At 38.1% G+C, this 15,160-nt stretch carries 13 protein-coding genes; 4 read left to right on the forward strand and 9 right to left on the reverse strand.

The window, feature by feature from the left end:
- Positions 1-15: 15 nt before the first annotated feature.
- From H5120_RS05745 to H5120_RS05755, 3 genes are all read right to left on the reverse strand, one after another.
- The gene (locus H5120_RS05745; RefSeq protein WP_182673848.1) at positions 16-2,052 is read right to left on the reverse strand and encodes an FUSC family protein; all 2,037 of its coding nucleotides are present in this window, start codon (positions 2,050-2,052) and stop codon (positions 16-18) included.
- A gap of 10 nt (positions 2,053-2,062) precedes the next feature.
- Positions 2,063-2,923 (reverse strand): HlyD family secretion protein, encoded by an 861-nt coding sequence (locus tag H5120_RS05750; protein WP_138489375.1) that lies wholly within the window; start codon positions 2,921-2,923, stop codon positions 2,063-2,065.
- A 168-nt stretch (positions 2,924-3,091) separates the two neighbouring features.
- On the reverse strand, positions 3,092-3,295 hold the full coding sequence (locus H5120_RS05755; RefSeq protein WP_182673849.1) for a DUF1656 domain-containing protein: 204 nt from the start codon (positions 3,293-3,295) through the stop codon (positions 3,092-3,094).
- A 392-nt stretch (positions 3,296-3,687) separates the two neighbouring features.
- Between H5120_RS05755 and H5120_RS05760 the strand changes: the two genes are divergently transcribed.
- From H5120_RS05760 to H5120_RS05770, 3 genes are read left to right on the forward strand one after another with little or no spacing between them, the layout of a single operon-like run.
- Entirely contained in the window at positions 3,688-4,797 is a 1,110-nt protein-coding gene (locus H5120_RS05760; protein ID WP_182673850.1) for a YjgN family protein, read from the forward strand.
- 9 nt (positions 4,798-4,806) lie between these two features.
- A complete protein-coding gene (locus H5120_RS05765; protein ID WP_182673851.1) occupies positions 4,807-5,829 on the forward strand; it encodes a M48 family metallopeptidase in 1,023 nt (340 codons plus the stop codon).
- Positions 5,816-6,214, forward strand: a complete 399-nt coding sequence (locus H5120_RS05770; RefSeq protein ID WP_182673852.1) for a DoxX-like family protein — start codon at positions 5,816-5,818, stop codon at positions 6,212-6,214. The genes H5120_RS05765 and H5120_RS05770 overlap by 14 nt, the downstream gene beginning before the upstream one ends.
- 54 nt (positions 6,215-6,268) lie before the next feature.
- On the opposite strand, the gene speB is transcribed toward H5120_RS05770, so the two are convergent.
- From speB to H5120_RS05800, 6 genes are all read right to left on the reverse strand, one after another.
- The gene (speB, locus tag H5120_RS05775) at positions 6,269-7,192 is read right to left on the reverse strand and encodes an agmatinase (RefSeq protein ID WP_008138249.1); all 924 of its coding nucleotides are present in this window, start codon (positions 7,190-7,192) and stop codon (positions 6,269-6,271) included.
- A 3-nt stretch (positions 7,193-7,195) separates the two neighbouring features.
- A complete protein-coding gene (gene speA / locus H5120_RS05780; protein WP_002958572.1) occupies positions 7,196-9,109 on the reverse strand; it encodes a biosynthetic arginine decarboxylase in 1,914 nt (637 codons plus the stop codon).
- A 547-nt stretch (positions 9,110-9,656) separates the two neighbouring features.
- On the reverse strand, positions 9,657-9,989 hold the full coding sequence (locus tag H5120_RS05785) for a YnfA family protein (protein WP_007378102.1): 333 nt from the start codon (positions 9,987-9,989) through the stop codon (positions 9,657-9,659).
- Between the two features lie 77 nt (positions 9,990-10,066).
- Positions 10,067-10,936 carry an MYG1 family protein gene (locus H5120_RS05790; protein ID WP_182673853.1) on the reverse strand — a complete coding sequence of 290 codons (870 nt, stop codon included), beginning with the start codon at positions 10,934-10,936 and terminating at the stop codon, positions 10,067-10,069.
- Positions 10,937-11,168: 232 nt separating this feature from the next.
- Positions 11,169-11,630 carry a GNAT family N-acetyltransferase gene (locus tag H5120_RS05795; protein WP_002958569.1) on the reverse strand — a complete coding sequence of 154 codons (462 nt, stop codon included), beginning with the start codon at positions 11,628-11,630 and terminating at the stop codon, positions 11,169-11,171.
- Between the two features lie 207 nt (positions 11,631-11,837).
- Positions 11,838-14,090, reverse strand: a complete 2,253-nt coding sequence (locus H5120_RS05800; protein ID WP_182673854.1) for an EAL domain-containing protein — start codon at positions 14,088-14,090, stop codon at positions 11,838-11,840.
- Between the two features lie 310 nt (positions 14,091-14,400).
- On the opposite strand from H5120_RS05800, the gene cysZ reads away from it, so the two are divergent.
- Positions 14,401-15,111 (forward strand): sulfate transporter CysZ, encoded by a 711-nt coding sequence (cysZ, locus tag H5120_RS05805; RefSeq protein ID WP_182673928.1) that lies wholly within the window; start codon positions 14,401-14,403, stop codon positions 15,109-15,111.
- Positions 15,112-15,160: the final 49 nt, after the last annotated feature.

Consider the following 15,160-nt stretch of genomic DNA (forward strand, 5'->3'; position numbering starts at 1 on the left):
AAGCAGCGAATGGGGCTAATTTATCTTACTTGCACTTCTTTCAAAGGTCAGATTAATGCGAATAAACATGCCTTTTATTGCCTCTAATTGATTTGAATCGTCCACCGTCTGAGCCAATTCCCCATAAAGATTATCTGACGCTTGCTTAAACTTATTATTAAACTTGCCCTTGGTTGCCAACATAAATGCATCGGCTAATGTACGCTGCCACTCATTTAAATACTTTAGCTTTGTATTACCAGCCAAATTTTCACAAATTGAGTTTAAACGTACCGACGCATGCCCTAAATTTAGAGCGCTTAGTGCAAGATCAGTAATTACGCGTGAGTGTGAACCTTGATCGTAATTAGTTAGGCGAATTAACCTATCGGCCATGCGCCGGTTATACCAAATACTTGGGGTTGGATGGTTATTTATTTCGAGTAAATCTTTATAAGTGGCCTTAAAAACACGATGAACAAGTAATTGCACACTCGGGCCTGTGAATAACTGAAAAATCCAAAATAAAATACTCACCCCCGCAAAAATTGCCATGGCAGAGCTAAGTGTGTAATCGATTGAAAACGCAAGGCTCATATCGGTACTGGGTCTTACCAAAATCGTAAATGGAATACAAAACCCTAAGCCGTATGGCAGCGTTTGTTGATCAGCGAGTAACAGCAAACCCAAAAAATACGGACCAGCTAATACAAGCAACAATATTTCTAATTGCCCACCACTTTGCGACAGTAAATTTAACGCATAAAAAATAGTTACAAAAGTAGCAACAATTATACCTGCCAATAAACGTTTAATTACAACCTGTAAAATAGCCAAGGGTATTCTCGCCAACATTATCGAAAATATGACCGGTAAAATCATAATTAATAATGCAGCAGAAGAGCCTGTATTAATCCAAATAAATGCGCCGATAGAAAATACCAAAGCAGTTCTAAATCCAACAATAATGCCAGCTAATGGGTCGCGATATGTAAGCATACTGGGTGCATTTAATAATGTTTTATCGCGTTGTTCTAAAGCTCTGTATGCCCGTAGTAAAATTGTTAAGTCGGCTGCCACTTCTAAGCTCACATTGAGCATATGAGATTCAAATGGCGAATCACATACCGTATTAGCTCTATAGTCGGTTAGCTCTTTACGCAGCGTTTTAACTTGTTCGGCGCAGTAATCAAAATCGTCAGATTCTTTAATTTGCGCAAATACGTGCTTAAGTTTACTTATTAATTTATCTAAAGTAGGTGTAATAAGATCTTCGTGGTTTCGCTGTAGGCGGCCAATTATTTGAATTAAGGCCAATAAAGAAAGTACTTTTTGCGACAACTGATTTGCAGCACGCGAGCGCCCTGGACCTTTTGGTCCTTCGTACCTTACTGCGCTGGAATCTTCGTTTATTGATCCCAATGTTGCCATAATGCCATCTATTTGCTGGTGACGGTTTTCGTGAGAGCCCTTAGAATCAAGCTCAATAACTAAATAATGTAACGTTTGATTTATAACCGACCGCGCTTGTACTTGTAGTAAATGTTTAACCTTTACAGGCCAAAATAGATGACTCACAAGCCCAGCACATACAGAACCTATTATTATTTCGCTTACTCGCGCTTGTGCAATATCAAATATACTTTGGCTGCTCACCATTGCCGGAGTAACCATGACTAAAAGCACAATAATGGCGGCTGTTACACCGGCCATAGCAAACGCATACACAAAGTTTGCTTGGCGTACCATTGCCGATAACGAAGAGTTCACCCCCAACCATAATGCCAGTGCACCGAGCGCTAAATAAGGGTAGAGAATTAACTGAGTTAAAAGCAATATGCCAAATAAACCGCCCACTATGGTGCCTATTATTTGGCATATTGCTTTTTCAATAACCAATCCGCTTTGCGGGCGTAATTGCAAAAAAATAGCCGAGACTAACGCCCAATAAGGCCTTTCAAGATTAAGCGACATAGCAATAGTGAGGGCCATCACCATGGCTATAACGCCCTTAGTCGCAAAAATAATTGCCTGTTTTTTAGGAAAAAACAAATTTTGTAATACAACGCCCACTGTATTCCCCTTAACGTGTAGCGAGATGTATAGTGGCGGTCATTCCTGCGCTAAGCTGTGTATTTTCGGGCAACGAATCTAACTTAATATCAACAGGAATACGTTGCGATAAACGCACCCAATTAAATGTTTGTTGCACTTGCGGTAAAAGCTGACCGTTACTTTGTGTATTTGTATTTGCAATGGCTTTACCTACACTCACTACATGCCCTGTTAATTGCTTACCACCACTTAAAAGGGCTATTTTAGCTTTTTGATCAGGATAAATAAGCGGTATTTTACTCTCTTCAAAGTAACCCGTTACATAAAATGAATCTGACTGAACAATAGCAAAAACAGGTGTGCCTTGAGCAACATAGTTACCTTGGCGTAAATTCAAATTAATTATTTGCCCTGATGCAGGCGCAACAATTTTAGTTCTGTCAACATTTAACTGCGCAATTGTTTGCTCTGTCTTGGCTAGGTTATAATTTGCCTCAGCAATTTTAGTATTAATACGTGTTGATTCTAGCGTTTCTTCACTAATTGCCTGTTGAGTGTTTAGCTCAACACGTCTTTCGTATTTATGTTTAGCAAGTTCCCATGTATACAATGCGTTTTCTGTGTTTGCTTTACTTTTATCAAGCGCTGCTTGATAACGCTTTTTATCAACATTAAAAAGTACTTCGCCTTTTTGTACGTTTTGACCATCTTTAATATTTAAAGCAGTTACCCAACCCGACACGTCTGGAGCAACCGTGACAATATCGGCTCGAATACGCCCATCACGCGTCCAAGGAGTATGCATGTAGTCAGTCCATACCCAACGCCCAGCAAAAACCGCAGCTATAACAACCAAGATAGTAAAAGTAATACGCAGATATTTAATCATTCAATTTATCTTCCACTTAGTAATACCAACCCGCAATAATACTTGAGTAATTTGAGGGCTTAAACCTGACGCTAACTGTGTTAAAAATTTCTGATATAGAACAACTAAATAACGAAATTTTTGCCTTGTTATCGACACGGTTTTCTTACCTCAAAATAGCTCAATTAATTAAGCTAATTGGTATAAATAGACGGCGAGTGCCAAGTAACAAACAAATAGTGACACCTCAAACCAAGCCACTTTCCAAATACGGTCATGCCAATCTAGTCGATGCAAAGCAAAACGAGTCAACGCCGTTAAAATAAATGCTATTGGGAAGTAAACAATCAGCGGGCTAAACTCTAATCCCCCTAACACGACTGCTTGGAACATAATAAATATCCTAATGTTATTTAAAGCGATGATAAAAGCTGTAAAACCTAAATAAATTTACATCCGCACTACTCTTACAATCTATTATTTTGGCATATAAATCAATTAGCTTAATTGTACGTAGGTGTGCTTAATACATAATTAATGCCATTACATTTAAGCAGCACTAAGTATGTATAGTAGCTAAATCGCATATTAATAAGCTAAAGACCCCAGTTACCAGCCAAATAAATAAACCAGCGAGGTTTATTTATAAAAAAGTATTAGAGTATTTAACTCAATATTTAAAACGCCTATTTATAGTTGTTTGCAGAAGGGTTGGATAATTATAAACATTGAATTTTGCACTAAAAATGGGTAAATTAACAAAAAAACAACATGGATATAATTTAATGGAATCAATACACCCTACCCCATCTGAAACAACCCCACCAATAAATGAACCTGCTGAACCAATTTTTAGCGGAAAAGTGCAATTTAGTGGTAAAGGTGGTGAGTTTTTTGGAATTTGGATTGTAAATATATTACTTAGCGTTATTACGCTTGGCATATATTCGGCGTGGGCTAAAGTACGTACGCATCGCTATTTTTACGGCCACACCCGTATAGATGGCCATAGTTTTGACTACCTAGCAACACCAATACAAATTTTAAAAGGTCGGATTTTAGCGGTTGTTGTATTTTTTATTTACACATTCTCAATTAGCTTTATGCCTATTTTAGGCCTATTTATTGCTCTTGGTTTTATCTTTTTAATGCCATGGATTATTAACCAAGGTTTACGTTTTAGTCTGCGTATGACCCGCCATCGTAATGTTCGCTTTGCTTTTAAAGGCAGTTATGGCGAAGCCTTTGTTAACTTTATACTTTTACCTATTGCAAGCATATTTACGCTTTATTTATTAATGCCTTACGTTATAAAACGTATTGATAGCTATATCCATAGCAATATTAGTTATGGCGATAAACCACTTACTGTAAATCTTAAAGGCGAAACCTATTACCTAACAGCGCTTATTTGCTTTGTAGTGAGCTCTATCACCATGGTGGTATTTATGGGGATTTTAGGATTATTTGGCCTCAACTTAGTAGATATTGAAAACCAACAAAATTTAGAAAACTCTGCAGCGATGGTTATGCTTCCTATCTTTATGATGATTGCCTATGTGCTAATGATTGCCATTGTTTCTGCTGTATGGCACGCCGCTATTAGAAATCACATTTTTGATAACAGCCATTTTGAAGGCGTTGCTACATTTAAATCAGAGCTAAAACCAATTCCTTTCGCTGTTTTACTATTAACTAATATGTTGGCTATTGTATTTTCTTTAGGCCTTGCATACCCATGGACAAAAGTACGTACATCAAAAATGCTCGCTGATGTAACTAACGTCACTATTTATCCTGGTGCATTAAACCTAATTGATACCGCGCAAGAACAGCAATCATCATTTGCTGAAGAAGCTGCAAACGTATTTGATATTGACCTTTCTCTAACTTAAGAGCTCACTATGCATGTAAAGGGACATTTTTTCCCCATCGCATCGAGTAACTATCAAGTGTGTGTTGCCACTATTAGCGACACACACATTGAGGTTATCAACGATGAACACGTTATAGCTCGCCACGCAATCTCAAGTCTAAAATTAAGTTCGGGGATGGCAGGACTTGCCGACGAACTAAACTTTGAAGATGGCAGTCGTTTTATTCCTCAAGATGTAAGTTACAGATGGCCATTTAAAGAAAATAACCACCACGTAATGGAACGCCTTGAAAAAAGTAAATGGGCAATTTTAGCCGCAGTAATATTTACACCGCTTTTTATGTGGTTAGTACTTTATAAAGCAGTACCCGCCATTGCTGTTTACAGTGTTGATACCCTGCCACGTAATGTTGTAGAACAAATGGGGGAGCAAAGTTTTACACTAATTAAAAAGATTGCGCTTGACCCAAGTGAGCTGCCCGCAGAGCAACAAGCTAAAGTACAAGCGCATTTTACAAGTATGCTTAATGCTTTATCGCTTGATCAATCGGTGTATAGATTATCGTTTTATAAATCCGACAGCTTTGGTGCTAATGCGTTTGCACTACCCCATGGCCGTATCGTGGTCACAGATGATTTAGCAAATTTACTTGCCGATAAACCCAATGCACTAAAAGCGGTATTGCTACACGAAATGGGCCATGTAGTCCACCAGCATAGCGTACGTATTACAGCACAATCTGCCGCAAGTACGATTGTGCTAGCGGTTGTATTTGGTGATTTAGAAGGGGTTGCAGAGGTTGCGTTAGGTACAGGCGCATCATTTGCTCAGCAAGGGTTTTCACGAGATATGGAACGCGAGGCAGATACCTTTGCACTCACTCAATTAGAGTCACTTGGGTATTCGAGTAATGATTTTGCTGATGCAATAGAAGCGCTGCAAGAAAGCCATACCAGCGAAAACGAACACCTAGAAAAAGTAAATGACTTATTAGAGTACTTATCTAGCCACCCAAGTGCGCAAGAGCGTATTGACAATGCTAGGAAATAATCGCGGTTATATTCAACTTGCTCGCTACATAGTGAGTTTAAGTTGGATATATCACGGCTTTTTCCCAAAGCTTTATCACGTAGCACCACTTGAAAAATTAATGACTGGCAGTGCTGGTTTTTCAGCCGAAGTGTCTGATTTAATTACACGTTCGGCGGGTGTTGGTGAAATTATATTTGGCGTGTGTTTATTTGTATTTTATAAATATAAGCATTTGGTAGCTTTAAATATATTGGCGCTTATGGGGCTTTTACTCGCTGTAGTTGTAATGCAGCCACAATTGCTTATTGAAGCATTTAACCCTGTAACTACTAACCTGCCTCTTATTGGTCTAAGCGTTATTTGGTTAAAAGAAATTAAGCAGTTGAATAATCGATACCTCTAAATAAAAAAGGGTATGCAAGCGCATACCCTTTTTTGTAGTACTTAAGTTATATAATTAGTACTTATTTTTATGCGTCCACAAATGCAGTAATTCGCTCGCAATGGTTGCTGCCGCAATAGCGGTAAGCTCACTTTGGTCGTACGAAGGTGATACTTCTACTACATCCATACCTACCATGTTTATGCCTTTTAGCGCACGCAGTACTTTAAGTACTTTATCTGACGTTAAACCACCACACACAGGAGTGCCTGTACCAGGCGCAAACGCAGGGTCTAAACAATCTATATCAAACGTTAAGTAAACAGGTAGGTCACCTACTCGCTCAAGTATTTGCGCTGCAATTTCATTTGCATGTAAATCATTGGCTTGCATTGCATCAATCACAGCAAACTCATGTTTACTTTGATCAAAGTCGGTACGAATACCTATTTGTATACTGTGCTCAACATCAATCAGCCCTTCCATTGGAGCATGATAAAACATAGTGCCGTGATCAAATCGCGAGCCATTGCTATAAGTATCGGTGTGCGCATCAAAATGTACCAGCGCCATTTTGCCATGTATTTTTGCATGAGCACGTAATAGCGGAAGCGTTACAAAGTGATCGCCCCCTAAACCTAATAGTGTTTTACCTTGGCGAAGTATTTGATCAGCAGCCATTTCTAGTTGCGCAGTAAAATACTCAGGATCCCCGACAGGGTAAGTAAAGTCCCCTGCATCTGCCACTTTTAAACGCTCAAACAACGGGAAAGTCCACGGGTATTTAGTGTCTTCCCATGCTAAATGAACCGATGCACGACGAATTGCATCAGGGCCTAAGCGCGCACCAGGGCGGCCCGAGGTCGCTAAATCAAATGGTAAGCCTAAAACCACTACGTCTGCATCAATTGCATTAATGTTTTGCACCATAGGACGACGTAAAAACGTCATCCCATTTGAGTACAATGAGTGATCTGCGTGACCAAACAAAGTTGACATTGCTTATAACTCTTCTAAATAAGTGTAGCCATCAAGGCCGCTTTGCAACTCGTCTAAAACGCTTTGCTGTTCGTGTTTTTCAATTTTAGTGCTTACTAACTGCTCGTATGATTGCTGAAAACTTTCAACATCTAAATGTACATAGCGCATCATATCGGCAACAGTGTCACCCTGGTTTATCTCGGTAATACTTGCAACGCCTTGCTCATCCATATTAACAATTGCGCTGTGCGTATCACCAAACAAGTTATGCATATCACCTAAAATTTCTTGATAAGCACCCACTAAGAAAAAGCCCATTAAATAAGGTTTATCAGCACTAAACTCTGGCACTGGTAGTGTGCTTTCAATACCTTGTCCATCTACGTAATGCTCAAGTGCGCCATCTGAATCACAGGTTATATCAAGTAATACGGCACGTTTTTTTGGTGCTTCAGTTAAGCCACTTAATGGCAATACCGGAAACACTTGATCAATGCCCCATGCATCTGGAAGGGATTGAAATAACGAGAAGTTTACAAAAAACTTATCGGCTAAACGTACGTTTAACTCGTCAATAATCGGACGATGAAAACGGTTTTTATTATCCATGTGTTTGTTAAGTTCATAACAAATACGAATATTAATTTGTTCAGCCCATGCACGTTGCGATAAGTCTAATAACCCGAGTGCAAATTGGTTATGCGCTTCAGCTAAATCACCTTGGCTGTCGTGATAAATCTCAATTAATGCACGGTCATCCGTTAAATCAGTTAACTGTACAAACGATGCCCACATGTTTTTTAATAACAGGGGTGCATCTGCCGCTGGCGCTACTAACTCTTCTGGCGTGTAACTTTCAGTACCAATAACATTAGAAATAAGCACAGCATGATGCGCCGTAAGCGCACGACCCGACTCAGAAATAATAGTCGGCATTGGTTGCTCATATTGCTTACATGTATCACCAATGGTGTACACAATGTTATTCGCATATTCAGCTAAGCTGTAATTCATAGAGTTATGCGACTGGCTACGCGTGCCGTCGTAATCAACAGCTAAACCGCCACCTACATCAAGGCAATCAATTTCTGCGCCTAATTTACGTAGCTCACAGTAAAAACGCGCAGCTTCGCTTACACCTAAACGTACGTCACGAATGTTCGCCATTTGTGACCCTAAGTGAAAATGCACAAGCTGCAATAAATCAAGCTGGTTTGCGCCTTTTAAACGATTAACTACATGTAAAACTTGCGATGCGGATAAACCAAATTTTGATTTTTCGCCACCACTCGCTTGCCACTTACCTTTACCTTGCGACGCTAAACGTACACGAATACCAATGCGTGGTTTTACGTTAAGCTCTTTTGCTTGGCTAAGCACCATGTCTAGCTCAGAAAGCTTTTCAAGTACGATATACACTTTATGACCTAGCTTTTCGCCAATAAGTGCTAAACGTACGTACTCTTTATCTTTGTAGCCGTTACATACAATAACGGCGCTGGTTTTTTCAGCCAGTGCTAGTACCGTTAGTAATTCAGGCTTGCTGCCGGCTTCTAAACCAAGTTGCTTTTTTTCTACTTGTGCTTGGCTTGCTACTATTTCTTCAACCACTTCACGTTGTTGGTTTACTTTTATCGGGTAAACTAATAGATAGTCTTTAGGGTAACCATAGTTTTCAATCGCAGTATTAAATGCGCCGCATAAGCTGTGTACACGATGGTGTAAAATTTGCGGAAAACGAACTAAAGCAGGTAAGCTTAAACCTTTATCTTGTAGTTGCTTTGCGATATCTGTTAATGCAATGGTTTGCTCTGGTGCATGAGCCTTGGGTGCAACATACACATCACCTTGATCATTAATACCAAAAAAACCTTGGCTCCAATGACGAACATTGTAGCTCGTACGAGCTTGTTCTAGTGATGTTGTCTCTTTCATTTATCTTTCTCTTTTATTTAATTAATGCCGGCTCGGCTAGTGCCGCGCATTAAAAGAAAAATAGAGATTCAAGTCCAACAAGTATTTTTACTCGTTACGAGTGATTTTAGATGTTAAAAAAATAACCAAACAACTATTGCCCGCTAGCATATATAAAACAGGACTTTGATGATTTTTAAAGATAAGAAAAGTTATAAAAATGGCTATTTTTAAATGACTCATTATAAATTTTATTAGTAAAAATGAGTTAGCTCATTCAATAAAACTGATCTTGAGTTACTTTGTTTATAAAATTTACTTTTGATGGGTTAGAGCAAGGCGTTCTCAACACCTCAATTACTTACAGTTTAGCCAACGTGTTGTGGCCAAGTAATACCTATGTATTCTGCAAAGTGAATAAAAACTGCACGTCAAAAACGCTTAGCATAACATCCACCAGCTTCAATCATTACTTGGCGCATATATAGCGTTAGGTATTGCCTGTGGTATTGAAAGTGGGAAATTACAGTAGTGTATAGGCGAATTCGATTAATTGAGTATAAGCTAGCTATGCACTTTTTGGGGCGAACATAATTATAGCCATACCTAGCAGTGCAACTAAACCACCAATAATATCCCACATAGTAAGCTTTACGCCATCTACAACCCATAACCATAATAGAGCAACACAAATATATACGCCGCCATAAGCAGCATACACACGCCCTGCTGCAGTAGGGTGTAAAGACAGCAACCATGCAAATAGTGCCAAACTTAACGCTGCAGGAATTAAAAGTAAAATGCTTTTATCTTGCTTAAGCCAGAGGTAGGGTAAATAGCAACCCACTATTTCTGCTAAGGCTGTAATAGTAAAAAGTGCGATTGTTTTTAATTCAAACATAATGCTCCGCGCAGAAATAACAAGCATAACAATCAATACAAATTGTTATGCTTAATATTCGTTATGAATCTGCGTTTTTATTCGCTAAGCGCCATGGTGGCAAGTTTCATTGTGCCTTCAAACGACTTAGTGCCCGCTATAAATAAGCCATTATGGCAAAACACTGCATCATCAATACCTGTTTCATCTACGAACGCTTGATCAGATAAACCAGACCATGCTTTAGGAAGCGGTTTTCTATCTTCAAACGAGCCAGGCTCAACGGGTACTGTTTGTAATATCCATTGCCCAGAATGCGATGGGTAAACCATGTATAGCGCATCGCTTGATAAAATATGCACTGTTTTTTTCCACGGTGTGTACTTTTCAAGCACGATTACTCTGGCGTCTTCTGCATTTTCAATTGCTTTGGCGACAATCTCTTTTGCATTAACACTACCGTGAGCTGAGGCAATAAAACGAATGAGCATGCGAGCTGCAAATTCAACGGCTTCATCAAAGCAGGTATCAAAGTTACTTTCTTCTTCCCATGTAGGGTTAAACATTGAAATTGTTTGGCTCAAGCTTATCCCTTTTGATACACCTTCAACATGACCACAATCAATGGCGTCAATAGTTGAAACTAAGCCTGAATCCACTCTATCAGCCACGGCTTGGTTATCATCACACAGCGTTAAGCCGTATTTTTTCCACACTAAACCAAATGATGAAAAAGGAATGCCATTTTCTCGCTCGCCTGCACCACCACGTTGATGATGATCAAAGCGATTAGTTTCAGGATCGTATTCCCCACCTACATCTATTACGTAGTCGGCACTTTCTATAAGCGCTTTATCGCGTGTGCGTACCAATTTAAACGTTGGCAAAACATGTTTAAGTACCGCAATACTAAAAACGTCATCTGCATGAAAATTACCATTGTGGGTTACTACTGTTATTTCGCTCATTTGCTTATTGCTACTTTTAGAAAAGATAAAAATTCTCGCTTTGTAAGTTAGTCACTAATTATCGAGGCAGATTTTATACGAAGACAGGTGTTAAAAACAGTGAAGTATTTTTGCATCACTATAAAAGCTGCTTTTATAGTTACTAGTTTGAGTATGACTTTTATTACAAGATAATAATGAAGGCAGATATTTACGACACATTAAGCTTTAACATGTCGCAGCGTTAATGAACTTATTTACTAAGCCCTAATTCCATAAAAACACTTTGTGGATTATCTACATATGAGCCAAAACTGCTACAGCGTTTAAAGCCTAAATTTTCATATAAATTGATTGATTTTATTTGTTTTGGGCCTGTTTCTAAGCGTATTAACGGGATTTGTTTTTCGCCAGCTTGATGCAATAAAATCTGCATAATACGTCTTGATAGCCCTTTACCACGATGACTTGGTTTTACATATAAACGTCTTATTTCGCCGTAAGGCTGGGTATCAAATTTCTCTACAATCGCACCGCAGGCAATAATACCTTCTTCAGTTTTTAAACCAATAGCGTACACATTAGGTAAGGTTAATTCGTTTAACTCCAGAGACTGTGCGGTAGCCACAGGATATAAAGAGTTTATAAGTCGGTCTATATCATCAAATACATTTACCACGTCGGGATCATTCGGGTTCAAATCGACTAACTGCATAAAGCTTCCATTCATTGTTATAAGTTTATTAAGCTTTAAATAATATATTTAAGCGGTCATAGCTTAGCATTGTTTAATTAAAAAATCTTTACTCCTTATTTAGCATATGAGTTATAACATTTCACCAGCTAAAAGAGCAAAAGTGGCCTAGCAAGTGTGTAAATTTTGCTAGGTTATTACTAATTAATAAATAGTAGTGTTCAAGTATTATTGCGCATTGGTATTAGCGCTATGCCATTTTGCATAGCCTTCTTTATCCATCGGCCTTGCAATTAAGTAGCCTTGCATGGCGTCAATATTCATTTTTTTAAGTAAGTCATATTGTTCTGTTGTTTCTACGCCCTCTGCAACTACCTCTAAGTTTAAGCTTTTTCCTAAACTGATAATTGTTTGCGCAATATTAAAGCCAACCGTGCTATCTAAAATTTTATCAATAAAGCTTTTATCTATTTTTAATTCTTTAACAGGAAACGCACTTAAGTACGCTAAGCAGGAGTAACCGGTTCCGAAATCATCAATCGAAAATAAAAAGCCAGCGGCAATGAGTTCTTTCATTTGTCTAATTGTATAATCTATATCGCTTGAGAGCATTGACTCAGTTATTTCTAACTTAATTTGCTGCGCTCGAATATCAAATTTATTGATAGTGCTAAACAGCTCTCCTTTTAAATTTGATGAATTAAACTGGCTTTGACTAATATTAATTGAAACACTAAACGAGTCGTCAATTATGTTATCTGCTTTAAGTTCGTTTATTAAAATACATATATCATGTAAAACAATATTTTGTAGTTTTTGAATAAGCCCGTATTGCTCTGCAATTGGTATAAATTCGTTTGCCGCTATTAACCCTTTTTGAGGATGGTTCCACCTAATGAGTGCTTCAGCACCAATAACATCACCATACGTATTTACCTGAGGCTGAAAATAAGCACAAAACTCATCAGATGCAATCGCTCTGACTATATCGGTTTCTAGTTCAGTTTGTTTTTCAAGCAGTGTTTGTAAGGCTGGATCGTAAAAGCTACTGCTATTCCCCCCTTTATTTTTAGAACGATACATAGCCGTGTCTGCAAATTTTAATATATTGCCTGCCTGCGCATTTACGCTATCAATTAGACAAATACCTATGCTGCAGCTTACTTGAAATGCAAGGTTGCCCACTTCAAATTTATCATGAAAAGCTCTTTGAATCTCTTTGGCTGCTATTTTGCACTCGATGCTCGCCTGCTGTGTATTTTCTCCAACGTGTTTTAGTAAAATAATAAACTCATCGCCACCCGCTCTGGCCAACGTATCAGATCCTTTTATTATTGCGCTTAACCTTTTTGATAATTCCACAAGTACTTCATCACCCGCACTGTGCCCAAGTGAATCATTAATACGCTTAAAATTATCTAGGTCTAAAAATAATAACGCCCCTATATTTTTATCACGCTTAACACTCTCCACACACATGCTTAATTTGTCGCTAAGCATTCTTCTATTTGGAAGATTCGTTAATGGGTCATAAAAGGCAAGCTTATGTACTTCTTGTTCGGCCTTTTTCTTTATTGAAATATCTCTGGCCATCCATACTACGTGCCTTTTTGTAGGACTATTGGGGTGGTAATGATCTAATGCAGCAGCCCTGCCTTCAAAAACTATATTCCCCTTTGGTACAGCTAATTCATATTCAAAAATTTGCGTCTCGTTAGTCGAGAGTGTTTTTTTAATAACGTCCATTATCATTTGTGCATCGTCTTGGGAGAGCAGGTCCTTAACACTTTGACCAATAAGGTCCTTGCTTGAATCAAGCAGTAACTCATTAGAAGTACCATACACATCGGTATAAATTCCCTCTTCACTTAAAATAAGGATGAGATCGGGCATTACCTTAGTGAAGGCTTTAAACTTTTCATTACTTTGCTGTAAATTCGCGAGAAGCTGTTTTGCTTTGTTAAATTCGTTACTTTTTTCAAGAGCGATACTAGAAAAGTGCACAAAAAAATCGATTAACTCTAAATCTTGCTTTGATGGTGATTTAGGAGTGCTGTGATAGATAGCAAAGGTGCCTAATAAATCGGCTTGAGTTGAGAAAATAGGCGTTGACCAACATGACTTAAGACCAAACTTTAGTGCTAAGTCTTTAAAGTCCTCCCACAGCGGTGAAGTTTCGATATTTTCAACAATAGTGCGCGATTTCGAAAATGCAGTAGTACCACATGAGCCCACTTTTGGCCCTATATAGACTCCATTAAGCAAACTACAGTACTCTGGATGAATATTAGGAGCTGCGCAATGAAAAAGCTGCTGGCCTTTAACTGATAAAATTGAACACCTAGCGGATTCATCATCAATAATCTGCTCGATTGATGAACAAATTTCAGTAAGCACCTCACTTAAAGGTACCCCTAATGCAATTTTAGATAAAATGCCTTGCTGGTGAGATAATAACTTTTTTAACCTATCCGTACCCATTTTCCTTTACCCGTATTATTTATACACATTGAAACAACAAAAGCTTTAATCAAGCGCTTTTTTCTTACGCAGTAAAGTTCAGTATAGTCATGATTAGTAAGTTTTTTATTTTATTGGCAAAAAATAATCGGGCCTGTCTTAAATAATCATAGTTGCATATTACTGAACACCTATTGTTACTATATAAACAAAACCACAATATTAAAGCTAACACTTTGTTACTTAAAAGTACTGTTCAAAATTTTTAAGCTATTTATACTATAAGTAATGGTAAATATTTTTTGAGGTTACAGTGCAGATCACACAAGGTATGGAATACTTTTTTTCGGGGTTTAAATTAATTAGCCAAAAAGGGCTAAAGCGTTTTGTCCTTATTCCGCTATTAATTAATATTTTGTTGTTTGGTAGCTCGCTGTTTTTTTTAGTTGGCTGGTTAAGTGATAGTTTTAGCTACATAAACAACATGCTCCCCGAGTGGTTAAGCTGGTTAGAGTGGCTAATGTGGCCTATTGCTGTATTAGTTGTTTTGTTTAGCTATAGTATGCTCTTTACAGTTATCACTAATTTTATTGCAGCCCCTTTCAATGCGCTCTTGAGTGAAAAAGTTGAGCTTTACCTAACAGGTCAAAAAATTAACGATGACGGCTTTGCCGAACTAGTTAAAGATATACCTCGCATGCTTGCCCGTGAGTGGACAAAACTATGCTACTACCTTCCTCGCGCAATTGGCTTTTTTATATTGTTATGGGTTTTACCGATCATTGGTCAAATACTATGGGTGTTATTTACTTGTTGGATGTACGCAGTTCAATACGAAGACTATGCGTTTGATAATCATAAAATTGACTTTAAGCAAATGAAAGACGATTTAAAATCTAAGCAAGGTTTGTCATACGGATTTGGTTTTGCTGTTATGTTGTTAACTGCTATCCCTTTTATAAACTTAATAGTTATGCCAGTCGCAGTGTGCGGTGCAACACGTTTATGGGTAGATAACTATCGTCCAAAATATCGCAGTTAATTAAAAGGTTGCTAACTTTTTCAATATCCGAAGGACACCGCATTCTAGA

This window comes from Pseudoalteromonas sp. SR43-2 (genome assembly GCF_014163885.1).
In the GTDB taxonomy this organism is placed as follows: Bacteria; Pseudomonadota; Gammaproteobacteria; order Enterobacterales; family Alteromonadaceae; genus Pseudoalteromonas; species Pseudoalteromonas distincta.